The organism is Faecalicatena orotica (assembly GCF_905197545.1).
In the GTDB taxonomy this organism is placed as follows: domain Bacteria; phylum Bacillota; class Clostridia; order Lachnospirales; family Lachnospiraceae; genus Faecalicatena_A; species Faecalicatena_A orotica.
This window is the reverse complement of sequence record NZ_CAJJZH010000002.1, coordinates 620823-640858: the sequence shown is the minus strand read 5'-3', so window position 1 is coordinate 640858 and position 20036 is coordinate 620823. Positions and strand designations below refer to the sequence as shown.

Annotated in this window: 27 protein-coding genes and 1 pseudogene; 1 reads left to right on the top strand and 27 read right to left on the bottom strand. The window is 45.6% G+C overall.

The annotated features are described in order from the left end of the window. Positions 1 to 66 precede the first annotated feature (66 nt). Positions 67 to 327, top strand: coding sequence for a hypothetical protein (locus ABIN22_RS06605; RefSeq protein WP_346907447.1), 261 nt, complete (start codon positions 67 to 69; stop codon positions 325 to 327). Positions 328 to 397: 70 nt separating this feature from the next. Here ABIN22_RS06605 and ABIN22_RS06600 read toward each other — a convergent pair whose 3' ends face one another. The 27 genes and pseudogenes from ABIN22_RS06600 to ABIN22_RS06470 form a co-directional block, all read right to left on the bottom strand. Beyond that, on the bottom strand, positions 398 to 2356 hold the full coding sequence (locus tag ABIN22_RS06600; protein ID WP_346907445.1) for a hypothetical protein: 1959 nt from the start codon (positions 2354 to 2356) through the stop codon (positions 398 to 400). A gap of 98 nt (positions 2357 to 2454) precedes the next feature. Then, a complete protein-coding gene (locus ABIN22_RS06595; protein ID WP_346907443.1) occupies positions 2455 to 2619 on the bottom strand; it encodes a hypothetical protein in 165 nt (54 codons plus the stop codon). A 194-nt stretch (positions 2620 to 2813) separates the two neighbouring features. Further along, positions 2814 to 3506 (bottom strand): response regulator transcription factor, encoded by a 693-nt coding sequence (locus tag ABIN22_RS06590; RefSeq protein WP_346907441.1) that lies wholly within the window; start codon positions 3504 to 3506, stop codon positions 2814 to 2816. Between the two features lie 209 nt (positions 3507 to 3715). Beyond that, positions 3716 to 3876: pseudogene (locus tag ABIN22_RS06585) on the bottom strand (DUF2442 domain-containing protein); the annotation flags it as partial. A gap of 246 nt (positions 3877 to 4122) precedes the next feature. Further along, positions 4123 to 4848: a hypothetical protein gene (locus ABIN22_RS06580; RefSeq protein WP_346907439.1), complete on the bottom strand. Its 726-nt coding sequence runs from the start codon at positions 4846 to 4848 to the stop codon at positions 4123 to 4125. Between the two features lie 17 nt (positions 4849 to 4865). After that, positions 4866 to 5681, bottom strand: coding sequence for an endolysin-like domain-containing protein (locus tag ABIN22_RS06575; protein ID WP_346907437.1), 816 nt, complete (start codon positions 5679 to 5681; stop codon positions 4866 to 4868). After that, positions 5678 to 6013: a hypothetical protein gene (locus tag ABIN22_RS06570; protein WP_055062292.1), complete on the bottom strand. Its 336-nt coding sequence runs from the start codon at positions 6011 to 6013 to the stop codon at positions 5678 to 5680. Before ABIN22_RS06570 ends, ABIN22_RS06575 begins: the two co-directional genes overlap by 4 nt. Continuing rightward, positions 6006 to 6371 (bottom strand): hypothetical protein, encoded by a 366-nt coding sequence (locus ABIN22_RS06565; RefSeq protein ID WP_346907435.1) that lies wholly within the window; start codon positions 6369 to 6371, stop codon positions 6006 to 6008. Before ABIN22_RS06565 ends, ABIN22_RS06570 begins: the two co-directional genes overlap by 8 nt. Then, entirely contained in the window at positions 6368 to 6736 is a 369-nt protein-coding gene (locus ABIN22_RS06560; RefSeq protein WP_003506207.1) for a hypothetical protein, read from the bottom strand. Before ABIN22_RS06560 ends, ABIN22_RS06565 begins: the two co-directional genes overlap by 4 nt. A gap of 48 nt (positions 6737 to 6784) precedes the next feature. Continuing rightward, positions 6785 to 7099: a hypothetical protein gene (locus tag ABIN22_RS06555; RefSeq protein ID WP_004605281.1), complete on the bottom strand. Its 315-nt coding sequence runs from the start codon at positions 7097 to 7099 to the stop codon at positions 6785 to 6787. Further along, complete coding sequence (locus tag ABIN22_RS06550; RefSeq protein ID WP_346907433.1) at positions 7089 to 7268, bottom strand: hypothetical protein; 180 nt, start codon at positions 7266 to 7268, stop codon at positions 7089 to 7091. The genes ABIN22_RS06555 and ABIN22_RS06550 overlap by 11 nt, the downstream gene beginning before the upstream one ends. A 56-nt stretch (positions 7269 to 7324) precedes the next feature. Beyond that, complete coding sequence (locus ABIN22_RS06545; RefSeq protein ID WP_346907431.1) at positions 7325 to 7477, bottom strand: XkdX family protein; 153 nt, start codon at positions 7475 to 7477, stop codon at positions 7325 to 7327. 1 nt (position 7478) lies between these two features. Next, positions 7479 to 7628: a hypothetical protein gene (locus ABIN22_RS06540; protein ID WP_004605279.1), complete on the bottom strand. Its 150-nt coding sequence runs from the start codon at positions 7626 to 7628 to the stop codon at positions 7479 to 7481. 1 nt (position 7629) lies between these two features. Then, positions 7630 to 8928 carry an RNA-directed DNA polymerase gene (locus ABIN22_RS06535; RefSeq protein WP_346907429.1) on the bottom strand — a complete coding sequence of 433 codons (1299 nt, stop codon included), beginning with the start codon at positions 8926 to 8928 and terminating at the stop codon, positions 7630 to 7632. A gap of 457 nt (positions 8929 to 9385) precedes the next feature. Beyond that, positions 9386 to 10624, bottom strand: a complete 1239-nt coding sequence (locus ABIN22_RS06530) for a hypothetical protein (protein WP_346907427.1) — start codon at positions 10622 to 10624, stop codon at positions 9386 to 9388. Next, positions 10624 to 11010, bottom strand: a complete 387-nt coding sequence (locus tag ABIN22_RS06525) for a hypothetical protein (RefSeq protein WP_055062296.1) — start codon at positions 11008 to 11010, stop codon at positions 10624 to 10626. Before ABIN22_RS06525 ends, ABIN22_RS06530 begins: the two co-directional genes overlap by 1 nt. A gap of 17 nt (positions 11011 to 11027) precedes the next feature. Then, positions 11028 to 11879 carry a BppU family phage baseplate upper protein gene (locus ABIN22_RS06520; RefSeq protein ID WP_055062297.1) on the bottom strand — a complete coding sequence of 284 codons (852 nt, stop codon included), beginning with the start codon at positions 11877 to 11879 and terminating at the stop codon, positions 11028 to 11030. A 4-nt stretch (positions 11880 to 11883) separates the two neighbouring features. After that, complete coding sequence (locus tag ABIN22_RS06515; RefSeq protein ID WP_207724089.1) at positions 11884 to 12894, bottom strand: phage tail protein; 1011 nt, start codon at positions 12892 to 12894, stop codon at positions 11884 to 11886. A gap of 11 nt (positions 12895 to 12905) precedes the next feature. Continuing rightward, positions 12906 to 13613 (bottom strand): phage distal tail protein, encoded by a 708-nt coding sequence (locus tag ABIN22_RS06510; RefSeq protein ID WP_055062298.1) that lies wholly within the window; start codon positions 13611 to 13613, stop codon positions 12906 to 12908. 4 nt (positions 13614 to 13617) lie between these two features. Beyond that, on the bottom strand, positions 13618 to 16971 hold the full coding sequence (locus tag ABIN22_RS06505; protein ID WP_346907424.1) for a phage tail tape measure protein: 3354 nt from the start codon (positions 16969 to 16971) through the stop codon (positions 13618 to 13620). 20 nt (positions 16972 to 16991) lie between these two features. Beyond that, positions 16992 to 17516, bottom strand: a complete 525-nt coding sequence (locus ABIN22_RS06500; protein ID WP_055062299.1) for a hypothetical protein — start codon at positions 17514 to 17516, stop codon at positions 16992 to 16994. Next, positions 17513 to 17848, bottom strand: coding sequence for a phage tail assembly chaperone G (gpG, locus tag ABIN22_RS06495; RefSeq protein ID WP_055062300.1), 336 nt, complete (start codon positions 17846 to 17848; stop codon positions 17513 to 17515). The genes ABIN22_RS06500 and gpG overlap by 4 nt, the downstream gene beginning before the upstream one ends. 32 nt (positions 17849 to 17880) lie before the next feature. Further along, complete coding sequence (locus tag ABIN22_RS06490) at positions 17881 to 18516, bottom strand: major tail protein (RefSeq protein ID WP_346907421.1); 636 nt, start codon at positions 18514 to 18516, stop codon at positions 17881 to 17883. Continuing rightward, a complete protein-coding gene (locus tag ABIN22_RS06485; protein WP_226970632.1) occupies positions 18513 to 18881 on the bottom strand; it encodes a hypothetical protein in 369 nt (122 codons plus the stop codon). Before ABIN22_RS06485 ends, ABIN22_RS06490 begins: the two co-directional genes overlap by 4 nt. A 5-nt stretch (positions 18882 to 18886) precedes the next feature. Then, positions 18887 to 19342, bottom strand: a complete 456-nt coding sequence (locus ABIN22_RS06480) for an HK97-gp10 family putative phage morphogenesis protein (protein ID WP_003506178.1) — start codon at positions 19340 to 19342, stop codon at positions 18887 to 18889. 29 nt (positions 19343 to 19371) lie between these two features. After that, positions 19372 to 19689, bottom strand: coding sequence for a phage head closure protein (locus tag ABIN22_RS06475; RefSeq protein ID WP_004605268.1), 318 nt, complete (start codon positions 19687 to 19689; stop codon positions 19372 to 19374). Further along, positions 19686 to 19997 (bottom strand): head-tail connector protein, encoded by a 312-nt coding sequence (locus ABIN22_RS06470; RefSeq protein ID WP_003506174.1) that lies wholly within the window; start codon positions 19995 to 19997, stop codon positions 19686 to 19688. The genes ABIN22_RS06475 and ABIN22_RS06470 overlap by 4 nt, the downstream gene beginning before the upstream one ends. Positions 19998 to 20036: the final 39 nt, after the last annotated feature.

Here is a 20036-nt window from a genome sequence, read left to right as displayed (position 1 = left end):
TGTTTTGATTCCTCATTTTACCATATAATATTGTTAGAATCAATAAAACTTCAGGAGGTGCCGGTTATGACAACTTATGAGATTCATCTGGATACAGTACAAAATTTTTCCGATTATATCTATATGCTGGAGCACTTTTCTTTTCGCGGCATGATCAGGGCCGGAAAGTGTTACATGGAACCCGGAGATTTAATTTCCTTGTTTGAATGTGCATTGGGGGATACCTTTTTGCTCCAGATAAACTGCGGGGACAGAGATGAGCTGGATGCGCTTGAGGAATATCTGAAACAGACCGGGCTTCTTTTGGAATATAGGTGCATAGCTTAAAAAGATGCCGCTCAATCATCTATAAATGATGATTTTGCGGCACACTTCCATATTTTAGCAAATTGCTTTTCTATACTCTTTTCTTCTTTCTGACATAACTTATCACGGCAATGGCTCCCACTCCTGAAATCAGTAGAAGAACAACCCAGACATGCATATTACTGTAATCCCCTGTTCGTGGAGTTCCTTTTCCTGTACTAGCTGCAGGTTTGGAAGTAGTCTTGTTAGTTGTTTGAGTAACAGGCTTCTTTTCCAGTCCATTAATTGCATCCTCTATTGCTTTCGCCATAGCATCCACTTCTGACTGTTCTGTGATATTTTTTCCTCTCACAACCGCTTTTATAGCCGACTCTACCGCCGTAAAATCCTTGTATTTGGATTTGTCCAGTTTCTCTGCTTTGGCAATTGCTTCGTCTACTTTCGTATAATCCGCATCTTTATACTTCAACCCACTAATCGCATCTTCAATTGCTTTTGCCATTGCATTTACTTCCGCCTGCTGGGTAATATTCTTGCTCCGGTCAACTGCATTCACTGCCGATTCTACCGCCATAAAATCTTTATACTCTTCTTTTTTCAATGCATTTGCTTTGGCAATTGCTTCATCTACTGCCTGATAATCAGCCGGTAAGATATCAAGTACTATATTAACTTTATGCGTATCCTGATTAAAGGTCACAGTAAATGCCTCTGTTTTAGATGCATAATTTTCGGCATTTACTGCTGCACTGTAATCCCCCGGAATAAGAAGATATGTTCCATCTGACTGAGGAGCAATTTCTGTATCCCCCTGCATGACAGTTAAATCAGCCCCTGCTGGTTCAGTATGAATCGTAACAGTTAACGGCAGCGGGGCGGGCACCGGATAGTCTGTCCCCCTGATAAAAGCATTCTCTGAAGCATTCAATGCTGCAAGAAAATCCTCCGACTGCATTTCAGCAGCGGTCCGTTTTTCGCCCTGATCCAATGATGGATCGTCTTTCATGAACGTATTTCCGTAACGGCCAAGACCAAAACTCCCGTTTTCCATATAATAGCAATTATCTAATACAAGATTGTCACTTAGCTGCCCTGCCAGATTTCCATAGGTGGCTTTCATATCGACCGGTTCACCTATATTATAGCAATTCCTCATTTCAGTCCTGCTAGCGTAGCCACAGACTCCTCCACAATAATTCCACTCAGAACTATTGGTACCTATGATACTGCCCGTATTGACACAATTAGTTATCTGGGGATTATTATAATAGCCTGCTTGAAAATAGCTTTGACCAGCAATCCCGCCCAGATAAGTAGTTACCCCCTGCAGGCTGCTATTGTTCTGACAGCGGTCAATAATACCTGCATTAACTCCAGTAATACCACCAACTGGTGATGCGTTTCCGTCACGTAGATAAATATTACCATGATTAGTACACCCGGTCACTTCTCCATAATTTGCCCCAACAATCCCTCCCAGAGACGAAGCGTTAACTGTCGGGTCAGCATCAAAAGACATATTCACAGCACTTGTACATCCGATGATTTTACCATAATATGAATATCCTGCGATACCACCGCTATAATAGTATTGTGAAAATTCCCTGCAGATAATATCACCTGTTACATTGACATACTGAACAGTCCCCCCAACAATTCCAAACAGGCCATAGGCTCCTACTTCGTTGTAGTCTTTTGTAAAATTTGTAATACTCATATTCGCTACAGTAAATCCATTGCCGTTAAACAAACCAGAGTAAAAATTATCATTATCCCGGTAACCAATCGGTACCCATTCATTTCCCGCAAGGTCAATATCTGATACAAGCCAGACTTCTCCATTCCCATTATAACTTCCCGAGTTCACCAAATAAGCAAACTGCGCAAGCTGTTGCGGCGTGGATATCGCTCCATCTGTCCACGCAGTATCCCTGTTGGATTCGTCTGACCAACTCCCCCCTCCATCTGCAAGTGCTGTTACAGACGGCACCAAAAACACTGCAGCCATCAGACATACGCACACCATAAACGCTAAAATCCTCTTTTTCATGTTCTTTCTCCTTCCATTTCTTAATAATTATCTGCCTCATCTGGCAGAACCGGACATAAAAACATACACCCGGCTTGTATAATGCAAAAACGCGCCGCTCACCAGGACAAAGTCCCGGTGAACGGCGCGTTTAATGCCAATATAATAACAACATCAGAAAAAAACAGACCCTTATTATCTACCTGTCTGTCTGTCTGTCTGTCTGTCTGTCTGTCTGTCTGTCTGTCTGTCTGTCTGTCAAAGTATATGCGATTTTTTATCATTGTCAAGACCCTTTCGTAATTTTTATTCTTTTTTAATAAATTTAATAAAATAAGTTATAAAAAAATAAAACAGAAGGCCCGAAATAGCTTTCTGTTCAATTACTCCATTTATTTTCCTTATTCTACCACAAAAGACACAAAAAAGTGTGAAGGTTGAAAAGTTTATACCTTCACACTTTTGGCACTGTTCTTTTTTACTTCACAGGTCCGAACCGATATCCCACCCCGCACACTGTTTCGATTGTGTAGCCGCTGCCCTGAAGTCTTACACGCACACGGGATAAATGGCTTTTTATGACGCGGGCATCATGGATAACAGGCAAATTCCAGACAGCTTCATATAAAGCTTCTTTAGAAAATGTAGTACCCTCATTTTGTATCAGAAACCGCAGCAGCGCAAATTCCTTGGCATTAAATAGCAGGTCAGTCCCGTTCAAATAAGCTCTTCCTGACACCATCTCCAGCGTAAGCGGCCCCCGTACGAGAGTTTTCGCCTGCTCTGCCGCCCTCTGGTTCATGCGCGCGAGCCGGAGATGAGACTTGACACGGGCCACAAATTGCTCCATGTCATAAGGTTTTGTAATATAATCGCTGCCACCTGCCGCCAGCCCCTCTACGATCTCATGATTTTCATCTAAAGCGGTAAGGAACAACACCGGAGAGACTGTAAAATCCTGTACCTCCCGGCAGAAATCAAGGCCACTGCCATCAGGCAGCATAATGTCCAGCACCAACACATCAGGGGACTGCCCGGCCAGCTTTTGCCGCGCCTCACAAAGACTTTCAGCACAAAGCACCGTGAATCCCTCTTTCTCCAGGATACGTCTGTTGATGCGCAGTATCTCTTTGTCGTCCTCTACAAGGAGGACAATCCCATTGTCATCCATTTCCAGCCCTCCCCATGTTTCGATAAGATTTATATATAGATTATATACGATTATTTGTACTGTATCAAGTGTGGCTGGTGGGGGGCGTGTTTGATAGTTCCCCACATATTCTGATAACTTTCCGGGACGCAAAAGCACTCGAAAACATTGTGTTTCCAAGGGTTCTGATAATTCTTTTATATACAGGCATACTATCTTCTATCCATATATTAAGCTATCTTTTCTTTCACAAACGGTAATTCGTATAATGTGTCTGGGTCAATATCCAAGCACATTGTATTATCCCGGTTCCCACAAATATCCCATGCAAGAGTATCATTCATTACCGTACAGGAATCTGTAAAACATCAATATCTTTCAGTGGACGAAATCTTTAACATATATTCTTAACAACATATCTTTGACAATATAAGTACCACAGCAATCACTTCAAAAAAACCCACAAACTTGATGTCTGTGGGTTTCCATGCAATAAATATATGCAATTGCCTATCTCTTGCATAATTCCGACCCTTGAAAAATAAGGCTTTTCAAGGATTTTGTCAGTTACCCGTGTGTTACTCAAACCACTCGGAGAGTTCTCCCGTTGTTTTATTATAACACACCCGTCCGGAACTTACACCTCAATGATGCGAACATGCTCCGGCTGACCGGACAGGAAAATTCCGTCGATAGTCTCAAGCATTTTCTTTCCCTCTACTGTGTGAATTGCCTTGATATAATACGACTGTCCTCTCACTGCACGTCCGCAGATACTTTCATTGCCCCATGATGCAGAACGACGGAGATTCAGAGCACCATCACAATCAACGATCGCTCTTGTGGTCTTTTCCGGATAGATTGTGTCAGAATCGGACACCTGTTCCTCTGTTTTTCTTGCATCGTCTCCGGATGTCTCCTGCCCTGCTGCATCGTCTCCATCACCGGATGTCTGCTGTCCGTTCTCCTGCTCGCTATTTGCCCCATTCTGCCCGTTTTCCGGTTCTACTGGTGTATTTCCTCCAGTGCCTCCGTTTTCGTCGTCTGTGGACGCTCCTGCGTTGCCCTGCTGCCCCTCTGCATCCTTTTCATCGGTGAGGGTTGTTGCTGCTTTGAGTTCCTCTGCGGTCATCGTGCCGACCTTGTTCCCGTCTGCATTGTAGGTGTTCACGCTACCGTCGGGATTTGTCTCCAGTGCTCCCTCCGGAACATTGTCCGTGAGTGAGCCGATGACGTTTCCGTTTTCATCCCACACAACCAGTTCCTCGTTTTTTGCTGCTGCTTTCAACGCTCCCTCGATTGTCTTGTATTCCTTGCAGTCCTCTTTTTTGAACTCCGTTCCTTTGCCTAAATAGTATAACATGTTTTCGCCCTCCTCTGCTACTTTTTGAGATATTTGCTCGACGCAAATCCCACCACGTTTTTATATGCTACATACAACCACTTCACTCCGGACACATCCGTGTAATATCCATAACACTGACACGTCTCTCCGCTCTGCATTGTCGTCAAGACTTTCTTGTCTTTTCCTGTTCCTGCTCCCGACCGTAGATTCAACGCTCCTGCTCCCGTTACCTTGTACGTTCCTGCAAGGCTCTTGTTGAACCCTTTTGCGGTCTCCAGTTTCACGTTGCTATTGATTTGAACTGTCTGCGATGTACCTCCTCCGGATGCCTTTGCTCCATTGGTGAGGTTCGTCGCCACATGAGCACCATCGTTCAACAGAATGTCACCCTCAAGCAAATACGCATCTGATGTCAGATATTTTTTATCTGTCAGCACCTCGAATCCTGCTGCCTTGAGTGCTGCCCGCAGGTTTCCGGTATAACATGCAGTGCTCACATTTTTCAGTTTCTCATTTTTCAGTCTATATCCTGCACCTTTTACGATTGCAGCAACACCGGACGAACAGTCAGCCTCGCACGGAACTGTGATTTGAGCAGGGTCGAAATTTGAATCCGCAAGGTTCGTCCAAAATGTTCCCCTGTGCGACTGACAATATCCGACCATATTGTTGACTGCTGCTGCCTTTGCCATCTGTGCAATGAGTTTTCTCGTTGCTGCATCCGGATGACGGAGAACGCATTTCCACGGTCTGTTATACCAGTTTATAACCTGCCACTCTGTTCCCGTCTGATCTCCGGCTTTTCCTCCGGAATATTTTCCTCTCTCGTCGTGTCCGCAATTTGAAATCATTTCTTTTCCTCCTTTTGTTTCTTATCTCCGGAATCATCTATCACTGACATAATGAATATAAAAGCCAGTATGAACGGAACTCCTATCCATATCACCGCCACCAATACCGACAAAATGAAAAATGTCAGTTTGACCATGATTCTGTCCTGTTTCGTTTCCTGTTCCTCGTAGTATTCCGGAAACAACTCTTTTTCCCGCTCCTCTTTTTCGGACTGCCTTTCAAGCATCCAAAAAATAACAAACGTCAAAACGAATGTAACTGCTGCCCCGATGATGTACACCGTCACCATCGTGCTCCAGTGCTGTGACATGAAAATCTCAATTTCACTCACTGCCCTCACCTGCCTCGTTCGCAATGAGTTTCTGCACCGCCTCATTACTGTCAAGCATCGTTCTCATTTGCTCAAGAGCCTCGTCCACCATCATGCTGAATATGTCGAATGTGATGACCTTTGCAAGCCACTCAAACCTTGCCACAAACATGTCGTACACATACCGGAGTTTGAGTTTTCCTGTTCCTGCTCCTAGTTCCTTTTCTGCTTTTGTCACCGCATACAAGAGCCACTCTCTGACCTTGTTCAACTGCTTATCAGATGGCATTTTCACAAAAGAATAAATTGCGTACCCGATAGAGCCTCCCACTGCTGCTATTGCCACGATAACAAACCAATTTTCAACGATGAATTTCATCCCTGCACCTCCTCATTATTGTCTGCATTGATGTCATCCGGTTCGTTCTCGTGCTGTTTTCCTGTATCTTTCTTTGTAACCGTCTTTACTGACTTAATGAGTGCCATCGCACCGCCCTCCACTGACAGGAATCGAAATACATTCTCTGTCAATGTTGATGGTTCAGCACCCACTCTCACAAACACTATAATCGCCACAACTGTGTAGATAAATGCTGCAAGAATCATACAGATAACAACACGATTCATGAACTGACCGGAGACTTTGTTTTTCCGCTTTGCTGCCCGCTGTTCTATCCGGTACAATTTTCTTTTATGCCGGAAATACATGCGACGCTCTGCGTTCGTCATCCTGCTTTTGTTCACTTGTTGCCTCCTTTATGTGGTTGATTCTTGCCTGTTCCCGCCCTCCTGTTATTGGTCGGTCTTAATGTTCAAATTCATCCCGTCCAGTCTCTTGTGATACGATTTCAATGACTGCTCAACTATGAGAACCCTGTCGTGTAAATCCTGCACCTCTGCCCGTGTCTCTTTGTAGTCACGTTTGATGTCTTTGACATCGTCGGCAATGTTCTCCAGTTTTGTCATCATGAGTGTGTTCGCTGTCGCACGTTCCTCCGTCTCCTGCTCTGCATCCTTTTTGTCATTCCGCTTTTTATTGGAAATCCCGAAAAAGATTGCAAATGCGACGGAAATCCCGCTCAACAACAATGAGAGTTCAATCGTCACTCTGCTGCTCCTTTCCGAACGCTCCCACGTCGTCGGTGTCGCAGTATCGTCTCATGTGGTACTCAAGGACATCCAGTTTCCCGTCTGCCTCATTGACCATGTTCCGGAGTTCCTCTTTGACCCCCTCCTCCACTTTTGAGCGTTCAATCATTTCTTGCTGCTTTTTCACGATTCCGGACAACTCCTCCGTTATCTCGCACAACCGTGATATTATTTCAAGCGGTGTCATTTTGCCTCACCACCGGAATATTTTTTTCCCGTGATGTATTCATATTCCTCCGCTGAAATACTTCCTTTTGTGACACGCTCTGCGATCTGTTCCTCGGTGAGAGTGCCTTTCTTGTACATTCTTTTCAGACTTTCGACAAGCATTTTCATATTAAATCAACCCCTCCTCAATCAACTGTTGTGTGTATTCGTCGATGACTGCATCTTTCTGAAACTGTGTCACGGATTCAACGATTCCTGTTGTGTTGGATGCAACAACCTCCTGCATGAGCGTCAATCTGTCATATTCCTCCCGTGACATCTCACGCTCCTCTCGCTGCCATCCGGTGATTTTCTTTCCGTCTGCATCCTCTTTCGTTGCTTTCTTGATATTGCGTCTCTGATATACCGTTGTCGGTGACGCTGTTGTGTCGAACTCCTCCGGCTGTTCTGCCTCCGTTCCGAACACTTCTCTCCATTCTTTCATGTTTTTCTCGCTCCTTTCGCTTTGAATGTTTGCTAACTATTTTCTTTAATTTCTTAACATTCACATAAGGCTTGACCCTTTGCAGGTACATGTCGTATGTGTCTGTATTGCTCAAGTAACCCATGTATGACAGAATTGCGGTTGCATCGTACCATGTGATTTTCTCTTTCTTTGCGACACGGTTGACTTTCCGTGTGCAACTCAACATGATGCTTTCCCGCAGAATCGTCTTGTCGTGATAGAACTGGAATCCCATGAAATCGAGTGGTCTCCCTTTTCTCTTTCCGGTCTTTTTCTCTGTGTAATCGAACCGGAACACCTGCCAGTTTCCTTTCATCTGCAAGTTGAACTTTTCTCTCAAGAATCTCTCAATCTCCTGCTGCATCCTGTGGAGTTCCTTTTTGTTCTTTCCGAACACCACCATATCATCCATATACCGGATATAATGCACCGCTTTCAACTGTTCTTTGATGAAATGGTCGAGAGGCTGCAACATGAAATTTGACAACCACTGCGATGTGTAAAACCCTAAAGGCAACCCGACCTCGCTCCCGTCAATTATCAGTTCGAGGATGTGCAACATTCTCTCGTCTCTGATTTTCTTCTTGAGCCACGCTTTCAAGACATCATGGTCAACACTCTCGAAAAAGTGTCGAATATCCATCTTGAGAACATATTTGCAGTTCTTTTTGTCTCGCTGAATCCACCTCTCGATGTACTTTTTCCCATAATGAGCACCCCTGTTCGGTACGCTCCCGCACGAGAACTCATACATCCCTTTCATGAAAATGTCATAACACGCAGAGACGACAATGTGGTGAATCACCTGCTCATAATTGTATCGAGGTTTCTCAATCATTCTCACTTTTCTGCTCGTTCCCTCGTTGATGCAGACTTTCCCGTGTCTTGATGGTTTCCATGCCTTTTCCGGATGCGGTACGTCGTACCCCTCCGGTGCAGTGTTCTCAAGTTGCTCGACGACGTTCTTGACATGTCTCTGAATGTTGGTCGGCTCTAATATCACTGCAACGTCCGGACGCTCTGTCTTGCCCTTTGCTGCTTTATGAAATTTTTGCTCAACATTGCTATGTTCTAACATAGGCTTGTACAGGTTATTGACGGATTTCTTTCCCATCTTTCTTATCACCTCAAGGTCTTTCTGATATTCTTACTCGACCCTGCCTGCATCGGTATCATTTCCACTGGTTAGGTGTATTTCAACACCCTGCGGTGTAGGAAAAAGGTGTGCTTTTGGTTAAATGCTCCATAATTTGATAAGATTGGCTCGCCACGATGTTCGTGTTCACGTTCGTCGCAGGGTTGTTCACATTCCAGTACGACAAACCGCACTTCGACCCGTTGCCACGGTTGCCACCGAACAGGGCAATGACGCACACCGATTCCCCTGTCATGTCAAGGTCATCTTTTTGTCATGTCGGAGATTCTATCACAATTTTTTCTGTTTGTGTCGGATGTGCCTCCCGTTTCCATCATCGTGGAAAATCCTTGTCATACCGGACACCTCGGAGGGTAAACCCTCCGAACCTCCCTTTTTATTGCGGGGGAGTATCTCCCCCGTTCCCCCTCGCTGCTTACGCAGCAGCAACAGGCGGTTTACAAGAAAGGCTCGCCACGAGGTCCGTGCTCACGCCCGTCGCAGGGTTGTACACACTCCAGCACGACAAACCGCACCCCGACCCGTAGCCACGGGAGCCACCGAACAGGGCAACTGCAACGATCGTATTGTTGAACCATAACCCATCACATTCGTATGTGGTCTCACTTCCGGATGCAACGGTCGGGATTCTTCCGATGTCGGATGCCATTTCCATTCTTGAACAGTAGCCTCCGGATGTTCCGGACGGTGTCAGTCCTGTGTTTGTGTACCCCGCACCTGTTGAGTTATACGGAGGAACTGCTTTCACATGATACACTCCGTTGATAAGCAGCAGACCTCTCAAACGTTTCCAGTAGTTCGCAAAGAAGTTCTCGCAGTAAAATACTTTGACTGCCTGTGTGGTCGATGTATAACCGAAAAACTGTCCTTTTCCGTTGAGCGTTCCGGTCTGCAAGAAATTGTCGGACTGACTGTTTCCGTTTCCAAACTTGCCTTGTGAGTTGGTGCTGCATGTAATCATCGTACACATTTCATACATGAGGTTGATTTCAGAAAATGACTGTTTATCCCATCTGTCACCGTTCTGCTTTGCTGCGGTCGTCTCCTGCTCGTCTGTCATGGACGCTGTCGGTGTGAGACCGGAGAGTGAACGCATCCTGTTGTTGACAACCGAACCCTCGTACATCGGGAAATATGTCACAGGCAGGACATTTCCGTCTGCGTCGGTGTGTGCGTATGCTTTGTATGTGTCATCGTACTGCTCCTCACAGAACACAACAAAATGATAATTGTTCTGTGTCCATCTCTTGACCCAAATCAGAGGAATCTCGGACATTGCATTTCCACCGTATGATGTTTTTGTGATGTCCGATGCTCCTCCGTTCAGCTTGAGAGCATGGTTTTCATGATTCAGTTCATAGTCAACCGTTCCGTCAGTTCTTACCATGACCGGACGGTTTTTCTTTACGAACCAAATATCTCCCCAGTCTCCATAATCGAACCCGCCTCCTGCGAAATTCATTCCTGCGGGTGTCATTCCAACCGCATCATAAAGATATTTGACACGGGTTGCCGGATTGCTGTCGAGGAGGTTGATTCTCATTCCGTATCTTTTCGGTTTTGCTTTTGCGTCCTCGATAATTTTCTTTGTGTTGGAAAGAATCTCCTGCGACGTGGATTCTTTCGCCATGAATATTCTGTCACCTGCTGCCATTATTCACTTGCCTCCTTTGTGATTTCCTCAAAATACAACGTACCGTTTGAGATACCCATTCGATACTTGATTTGTGTCGCATCGTCCTCCAGTTCGACAGTCGTTGCCAGTGCTTTCATTTCTGCAAGCAACTCCGTTCCCTTTTTTACCATGTCGTCATAGTACGTTTTTGCATCTTCGTCCATTCCGGTCTTGATTTCTCTGACCTCCTCGATGTCAAATGCGACAGGGAGGCTCATGAACTCTGTCGAACCGTTACCGATTCGGATGATTCTGTGACCGCTTGTCGTGGTTTCGAGACCCAGTTCTCCATCATCGAGAACCCTCTTGCTCTCCGTCCACTCTGCGGTCGTTCCCTTTTTCAAAGTGATTGTTGCTGTTGCCATTCTTTTTCACCTCTTTCTCAAATTGTGTGTGACGTTCCTGCGATGTACTTGTCATAATCGGTCGTGAACGGTGTTCCTCCCTTGACAAGCAGGAGGTCGGTTGATTTTGGTGTTCCTCCGTCCACATTGATGTTGATGTCCGTCTCAAGTTCTCTGATGCGTTCATAGTAGTCTTTGACTGCTGCCAGTATCGCATCAAGACCGGACTGACTGATGATGATTTTGTTTGCCTCCTCGGTCGCTGTCAGACATTTCTTTGTCTGCTCGATTGCTGCCTCCATCGCCTCGACACATTTTGCAATCGCCTTTGCGGTGTCATCCTCTCTCCGGCTCTCTTTGATTTCTCTTGCCTTTTCAGCAGCCTCTCTCAACCGCTCCTGTGCCTGTCTGACCGCCTCTGCTGCATCAATGGTGTTCTGTGTGTCCTGTGCGATTTGCAGAGCCTCTCTCGCTGCTGCAATGGTGTTCTCCAGTCTTGTATATTCTCCGGAGTGAATGATTTCCGATTCATCCCGCTGTGACGGAAAAATCTCCATCTCAAACGTCGCACTCGTCAGCAATGCACCATTTTGATACAACTGCACCTCACACAATGCTGTTCCGTGAACCTGCAACATGCCTCTTGTGAGAGGAATGAGAGCCTCATTTCCGGACTTTTCTCCATCGTTGTGAACGTGTGTCTTGTCCGGTTTGGTCATGTTGATAATGACCTCCACATTGTCCGGTATCTCATACACGACACCGTCCTCCATGAGCGTCACTCCGATGTACCGTGTTCCCATATCCATCTGTTTCGCTGCAACTGCAAAATGCTGTGTGTCTCCATACAAATCCACTTTGATGTGTCTAATGATTTCCAATTTTCTCACCTCCTCATGACAATTCTTGCTCGGTTCTCTGAACCTCCTCGAATGACAGTCTTGTGTTTGCCAGTTCGACCTTGTTCTTTTCTTTCGTCAACGGGTATTCATAGAATTTCACAATCCTGTGGCTCTCACGGATTCCCGTTGACTTTGAGATCAGCAGCACCGTGTCTCCCAGTGCTATACTGAACACCTCTTTGTACTGTTCTTTTTTCTCCTCGTCCTGCACTGCCTCAACAAGATTGATGATTTCTGCTGTGTACGACCTGTATGGTTTGGAAAGTTCGTCCAGTTTCGCCTCCGCATCCTCTTTCAGTGATTCCGCATCCGTGTATCTTTCATCTTTCCACGTCATCGTTTTCACTTTCTTTGAATACTGGTGATTCTCAACATAATTTTTCCCGTCGATATTCAACATCAATCCATCTTTCCCTATCGGAATGAGCCTTGTTGCAAAGTCGTATGAGTTTGACTGCACCTGCAACCGCTTGAGGTTCAGACGTTCAATGAAATATGCTCCTCTGTCCTCTCCGTATTTCTCATATACCGAAATTCCCTTGTTCAGAGAATCGAACACCATCTCGCATCTATACGTTGTAATTGCCTGTTGAGCGACATCCCATGCAGAACAGTTCTGCTCTATCCGGATTGTTCTCTTTTTGGAAACATCGCACCGGATGACTTTCCATCCAGTTCCGTCGATTGCCTCTGTTAGACATTCATCGACCGTCTTTTCCACAGTCTCGAATCCCTGCGGATATTGTTTGCCCTCCAGTTCCTCGACGTTCAATGTTCCGGTGCATTTGTACCATTCCCCGCTCGGCTCGACCTGTTTGATAACAAATTCGTCCGTGTCGGTTCTGATATATCCCTCCTCTTTGATGTCCGCTGCATACCTGTTTGTCTTTCGGAACTCGAATGTGATTTCCTTATCTCCAGTCTTGAGAGTGCTTGTGATGCACGTTTCTTTTATTCCGGATAAAATACACACCTTTTCGTGTGAATCATTGTACAAATCCATCTGACCGCCTCCTATAACCACATAGGTTTATACTGCAATGTGACAAGTGCGTTATTGTCAGAGAAAATGAGATGATGTTCCTTTTCCTGCCCTGTTGTGAGATACGGAAATTCCATCAATGACACATCCTTGAACTTGTTCTCTCCGTCCATCGTTGCGAATCCTGTTTCTCCGTCAATGATGACGGTTGCTCCTCTCGGAATCGTGTCGATAATAATTTCACCGCAGGAAAGACCGTTGATTCTTAACTGCTCAATGTACTCCGTTGCTGTGATTGTCAGTCTGCACGGTGTCGCCCTGTTTCCCTGTGCCTCAAATATTGCCTCATACGCTCCCTGCCAGTTCAAACTCACTTCGTCGCTGAACCAGTACCCCGTGAATTTGAACTCTGCTGTGTACCGTGTTTTCGTTATTGTCTTGCTCAACGAGTTCCCCGTCATATATGCCTTAAAATGTCGACTGTACCCGTCCAGTGTAAGGACAACACCTTTCTGCAACTCTGCATTGAAATCACTGACATGTTTTTGAACCTCGTCTCTGTCTTTTCCTCTGAACAGGACTGTCACTGTCAGTCCGGACAATGGTGTGTATGTTTCGGATTCCGACGGTATCAATGCCCCGTCGAACATCTCCACCGTCACCCCCGTCTGTGGAGGCTCGAAATCAACTGTCAACTGCTTTGCATCGAATGACCGAATGTCTATGCTGTCAATTTTCATGTCCTCACCTCCGTTTTTTTGTTGCTATTGCAAGATTATCACTGACCTTTTCGGTCGTTCTGCTTGCCACTTCGTCTCCGTCAATATAGTTGTGAACCTCGATAAAAGCGTTCACATTCTGATTGATCGCTTTCAGCTTTCGGTCAAGCATTGAGTTCAATTCTGTGTAAAACTCTGCAAGTGGCAAGATTGCCTCTGCTCCTGCCTCTCCTCCGACCATGAGCCTCGTTCCATTCATTCCGAACACTGTCGGACTTGTCATGATTCCTCCTGTTTTGTACCATTCAACACCGAATGACGGTACAGATGGAGGGTTCAGACTGAACGAACCGGATATACTAAAATGTGGCATTTTCAAATGTGGCAATGACCACTCAAAATTGAAAAATCCCTTGATTCTGTCGATAGCATTTGAGACCGCTGTCTTTGCGGATTCCATCTTTTCGCTGAATTTTGCTCGTATGCTCTCCATGACTGAACCGACCGTTGAAAGAGCACCGTTCAATTTTGTCGAGAAAGATGACTTGATGCTGTCGAGTTTTCCACCTGTCAACGTGTTCGCTGTGGACATGAGTGAGTTCATCGTGTCCTTGATGCCTGTGAATGTAGCCGACACAATTCCTTTCATGCCCCCGCCTTTTTCGTTATAGGCAGATTTCATATTTTCCAGTTTTGTGGAAACATTGGTCTTTGCGGTCTCCATGAGATTCGTCGCTGTGTCCTTGATGTTTGTAAACCTCGTTGACCATCCCTGTTTTACGCTCTCGACCTTGTTTGTAAAATCGTTCTTGAGTGACAGGAGTTTGTTGCTCGCATCTGTGTTCCACTGCTGCATCGTCGTTGAAATCGTCGATTTCATGTGAGACCATCCGGTTGACACATAGGACTGTATTCCGGAAATCTTCGTCGTGAAATCGGTTCTGATTTCCGTCAGTTTATTTGATGCGTTTGTTTTCCACTCGGTCATCTTGGATGTGACCGTCGTTTTCATATTCTCCCAACCCTCGGAGACTTTCGTCTTGATTTCCGATGTCTTTTCGGAGAATTTTGTCTTGATTTCTGTCAGTTTTCCTCCCGACAGATTATCAACGAACGTGAATCCGGCTGTGTAATAGCCTTTGATTCCCTCCCATCCTGCTGCAACTACTCCTTTAATACCGCCCCCGTTTTCCTCATAGGCGGTTTTCATGTTCCCCAGTTTCTCCTTTGCGGTGTCAACTGCTGCCCCCATGAACTTTGTGACAGTATTTTTCACCGCTGAAAACGTCTTTGTCGCTGCTTGTCCGACTGCACTATTCGCAACCGAATCTTTTATCTCGTTCACCTTATTCGTGACCGCCTCTTTTGCTTTCGAGAACGCTCCCGTTATGGTTTCCTTGATTGCGTTGAATTTCTCCTTGACGTTACTCCACAACTCGGATAATTTTTCTTTGACCTTATCCCAGTTTTTATATAAAGCGATTCCTGCTGCGATCAGTCCTGCAATCAGTGTCACAATTAAAATAATCGGACACAGATTCATGACTGCATTGAGGGCGGTCTGTGCCACCGTCATTCCTCCAGTCACTCCGGTCGCTGTCGCTGTTGCTGCGGTATGTGCTGCCTCCGCTGCTGCCCCTGCTGTGTCTGCTGCTGTTCCTGCTGCGGTTGCTGCTGTCTTGGCTGTTATCTTTGCGATGATTCCTCCGACAAACGATGCAAACTGTTGACCCGTTTTCACCGTCGTCGATATTCCCTGTGCTACTTTTCCGAATCCGATTGCTAAAGGACCCACCGCAGCCACCATAAGACCGACCTTGATGATTGTCTGCTGTTGCCCCTCGTCAAGAGAGGTGAACCACTTTGTCAGTTCTTGAATCTTTGTCGTCACCTTTTCGATTACTGGTGCTGCTGCGGTCTGTGCTGTTGTCGCCAGTGTTGACAATGCCAGTTTTGCATTGTTCATCGCTATTGTTGCATTATCAATCGGGTCGAGTGTTCCGTTGTATGTGTCCTCGACCGTCGTTCCATATTCCGACATTGAGGATGACAGGCTTGTGAGGTCAATTCTGTTCTCTCGGATTGCTGTCGCCATTTCCGCAGCACCCTTTTTCCCAAACAGTTCTGTCGCAATCTGTAAAGCCTCTGTGTCCGTCTTTGCGTTCTTAATGCTGCCGATTGTCTCCTCCAGTGCGACATCCATTGACTTTCCCTCGGCTGTTGCGTTCTGCAATGCCTTTTTCAGTCCTGCCAGTGCTGTCGTAGAATCAACACCGTTCGCATCGAATTGAGCCATCAAATTGATTGCTTGTGGTAATGACAACCCCATCTCTTTGAACGCTGAATTGTTATCCAGTACATAACTTTCGAGTTTGTCAACGGAAATTCCTGTCTCCTGTGCTTTTGATGTCAGCAATCCCAACAGATTCCCCGTCTGTGATGTGTCTATGTTCCACGCTTTCATGATTTTGTCCACTTGGTCAACAGACTGTGTCACATTCGTTCCGTTTATGCTCGAAAACTGAATGAATTGCGTTGACAGGCTCTCCAGTTCCTCTCCTGTCGAATGAAATCTCGTGTTTACTTCACCGATAGCCTCTCCGACCGTTGACATGTCCTCCGGCATACTTCCGAAAACATTGTCCGCAGATGCGGTCAATCCCTCCAGTGCCTCTCCGGTTGCTCCGGTCTTTGTCACTATCGTGTCATATCCCTCGTCGAGTTCCTTGAACGCTGCGATTGATGCTGCTCCTATTGCAGCAATTCCCGCAGAAACGACGGACATTTTCTTTCCGAAACTCTCCATCTTTTGTCCTGCTTTGTCACAACCGCTTGTAAATTCATTCAGTTTATGATTTTTCAGTTCCTTGTTTACTTTTTCGAGTTCAGATTCCATCTCGACGAGTGATGCTTTTGATGCGTTCGTCTTTGTGGTCTGATTTGCAAGAGCAGTCTCCGTCTTTCCGATTGCTGTCTCGTTTGCCTTAAATTCCTGCTCCAGTTTGTCGAGTTCCTCTTTCAGTGCCTTTGACTGCTCTGAATTTGCTCCGGTCGCCTTTGTTGAATCCTCATAGGCTTTCTTTGCTGCCTCGACCTTTGTTTTCAATTCCTCCTGCTTTGTCTTTTGGTCTGAAAGTTTCTGCGTGAGTTTTGCTTGTTGCTCACTGTTTAATTGAACGATATTCTTTTGCAGAGTGATTTTTTGAGTGAGGCTCTCGGCTTTCGCCTTGAGTTGGTCTGCTGCCGAACCGAACGCTTTTGCTTGCGTCTGTGCCAGTTTGAACTCACTGGATAACACTTTCATCTGTGACGCAGCAGATTTCATTTGTGACTGATAATCAGACGAATTTGCTGAAATCTTCACGCTTGTATGTGCCATCGGTTCTCCTCCTCTCTGTGTTATGTGTTCTCGTTCACCGTTTCAAGTTCAAATTTCAGATATTTCAGCAGTTCAATGATATTTTCTTTCATGCACTGCCCGTATGATTCCCGCATGAGCCGAATCGCAATTTTTGTCACACGGTCAACGATTTCTCCGCATATCTTCCATGTGTTCTGTTCTTCCTGCTCCTCGTCCTCATATCCATTCTCACGGTCATATTCGTCGAACGCAGATGTCTCTCTTTCGATTGGCTCTGTCTCGACAATGTTCAGCAACGCATCGGAAACAATATCCTGCATGATGAAATGAATCCCCTTTGATGCTGTCAGAAATTCAATGACATCCACCTCACCCAGTTCATCGAGAGACATCCTGTTTCCGAATATCTCTTGAATAATTCTTTTGTTGAAAAACAGTGCATCCGTTATTTTGTCCGAACCGTTTTTCTCCATGAGTGCAGCATATTTCTTGTACTGCTCAACCGTTATGTTATTGATGAATACTTTTCCTGTGCTGCAAGTGATTGTTATTTCCGGAATCACTTGCCACTCTGAAAATTTTTCATCATCTTGTCCATTCTCTTGTTCATTTCCTCTGCGATTCCCATGTCAATCATGTTGAACTCGATGACGATTCCTGCTGCATCCAGTCCGCTCTCTGCGTCCTTTAACTCGTCAACCGTGAACTGATTTCCGTATGCTTTGCAGATGAACAACATCATCGCCTCAATTTCCTGTCGTGAGTATCTTTTTGACGCTCTCTCGGATGTCGCAGCGTCAATCTGTTCTGCAAGTTCGAGATATTCCATGTATGTGTCCGCAGACATTTTCTCCATTTTGAACTCTTTATGATTCACGATAATTTTTCTATTCATTGAATTATCCTCCTGTTATATCCTCTCTTGTTTTACGCTGCTGCGTCCGGTACTTCCTGCACTTTTGAGAACCAGTCTTTGATTGCTTTTGCTGCATCCGTGTCCTCTGCTACAAGGTTGGATTCATCAACAGATACCTCATACAGATTGTCGATGCTACGCTCGTAGAAACTGCCCTTGATGCTCTTGGTTGTAGGTGACAGTTTTCCCTCTTTAGTGCTTGCCTCCTCGCTGATACCCTCTGCAAACTTTCCGACATAAAGCCACTTGAACTCATATTTCCCGTTGAGTTTTCTTTCTCTCCATCCGACAGCGACCTCCGGTGCTCTGTCGTCAGATGACTTTTTCAAGAATCCTTTCTCGTACAACTGCCCGAACAGAATCACTCTGTCCTGCGGTGCAAGAGCATTGATCTCCAGTTCGACATCTGTTCCCTCGTATGAGGTGATGACCTCCTCGGTGTTATCGTCGGAGTAGATTTTCTCACTTGTCCACTTTTCATCAATTTTCGCTTTGATTGCCCTCGCTAATTTCACCGGAGTTCCGGCTGTGTATGCTGTTGCAGTATTGCTCTGCACCAGTGCGATGTAGAAATCTTTCAGACCGCAAGTTCTACTCCTTACAATCTGCTGTGTGGTTTCATTTACCTGTGTTACTGTTTCGCTCATGATTTTTCCTCGCTTTCATAATATTTTGTGAATCGCTGTGCTTTCATATAGATTCCATCTTCCGGTTTTGAATCGTCTCCGTTTCTCCCCTCGAATGAGAACCCATTCTCTTTCATGAGAGACTTGATTTCCCTTGCCAGTTCCACCTCGTCCTCCTTTGAGAAAATGGTGATTTGCAAGGAAAGTGTCACTCCCTCCGCATCATCATCCGAAAAATTGTCATCGGTTTCGCCCAAATCCCACAATGTCACATGACATTTGTTGAGGTCTTTGTCATACCACCCCTGCATCACGGTGATTCCTCTGTCCTCTATCGGCTTGAGTGCGTCTGATGCGTCTTTTATAATGTCCGGACTGCTGTCCATGCTTATCACCCCACTGTCCTGTCTAAATACGCTTGATATTCCTGTTCTGCTATCTTTTGCAGTTCTGCATCTGCCTCCCTGCCTGTTGCATATATGAACTCTTGTGGCGGTCTGTAAATCGTTCCCCAGTTAATAAAACGGACGTAGAAATGACCGCCCTCGTCCTGTGTGTTCTTTTCCCATCCGACATCTGCTGTCGCTCCCGTACCGTTCACCTTTACTTTCCCGATAGGGATTTCATCTGCTGCATGTGCGGACACGGATGATTTTGAACCGAACCCTCGCCCACTTTTTTTGATGTCCTTTGACTTTGGGATTTTTCCGGACATGATTCTCTGTACAACCGGTTCACCTTTTTCAGCGATCGTTTTATTTACCTGTGCAATATCTTCATCCGATGCAGCACTTTCAAACGCTTTCACCAGTTCCTCCAGTCCTTTGAACTCCATGTCAATTTTCATGTCCTCACCTCCGTGTCAGAATGTGACACCTATGCAACCGCACGACATTTCACAAGCACCCATCCGTTATCTGTGAACATCGGTGATGCGTCATAGATGTCGAATCGTGTTCCGTCATACTCTGCATAGAACTCTTTCATTTTCTTTCTGACCTCTTTCATCCGCTTGCAATTCCGAACCTTGAAAACAATGGTGTTCTCAAGACCTGCTTGCAGTGCTGTGTATTTCTCATTTGTTCCCAAACTCTGAACATCGCACCAACACTCATAAAACACCTCTGTTGTCGGTTCTTTCCTGCCCGCCTTGATTTCTGTGGTCACTCTGATTATTTTCACCCGTCCGGTCATTCACTGCTCCCTCCATACTTTTCATTGAGTAGCATGGTTGAGACCGCATTTGTGAGTTGCTGTGTACCGTTCTGATACTTCTCCCTGTGGTCGTACAATTCCTTGACGAAAGAATATACAAGCAATCTCTGACGGGCGGTCAAATTGTATGGGTCGAAATTCGGAATCAGTTCCATCAACTCCTCTGATGCAATCGCCTCAACCATAGTCTCGACAATGTCCTTGTCGTCGTCATAGTCGATGTGATTGTATTTCATGCAGTCCTCAACCAGTTTGTCTCTATACTCTTTCTTTTCCTCGTCCGTCATTTCATTCACCTGCTTTCAATCACAGGGCGGGTGTTCCCG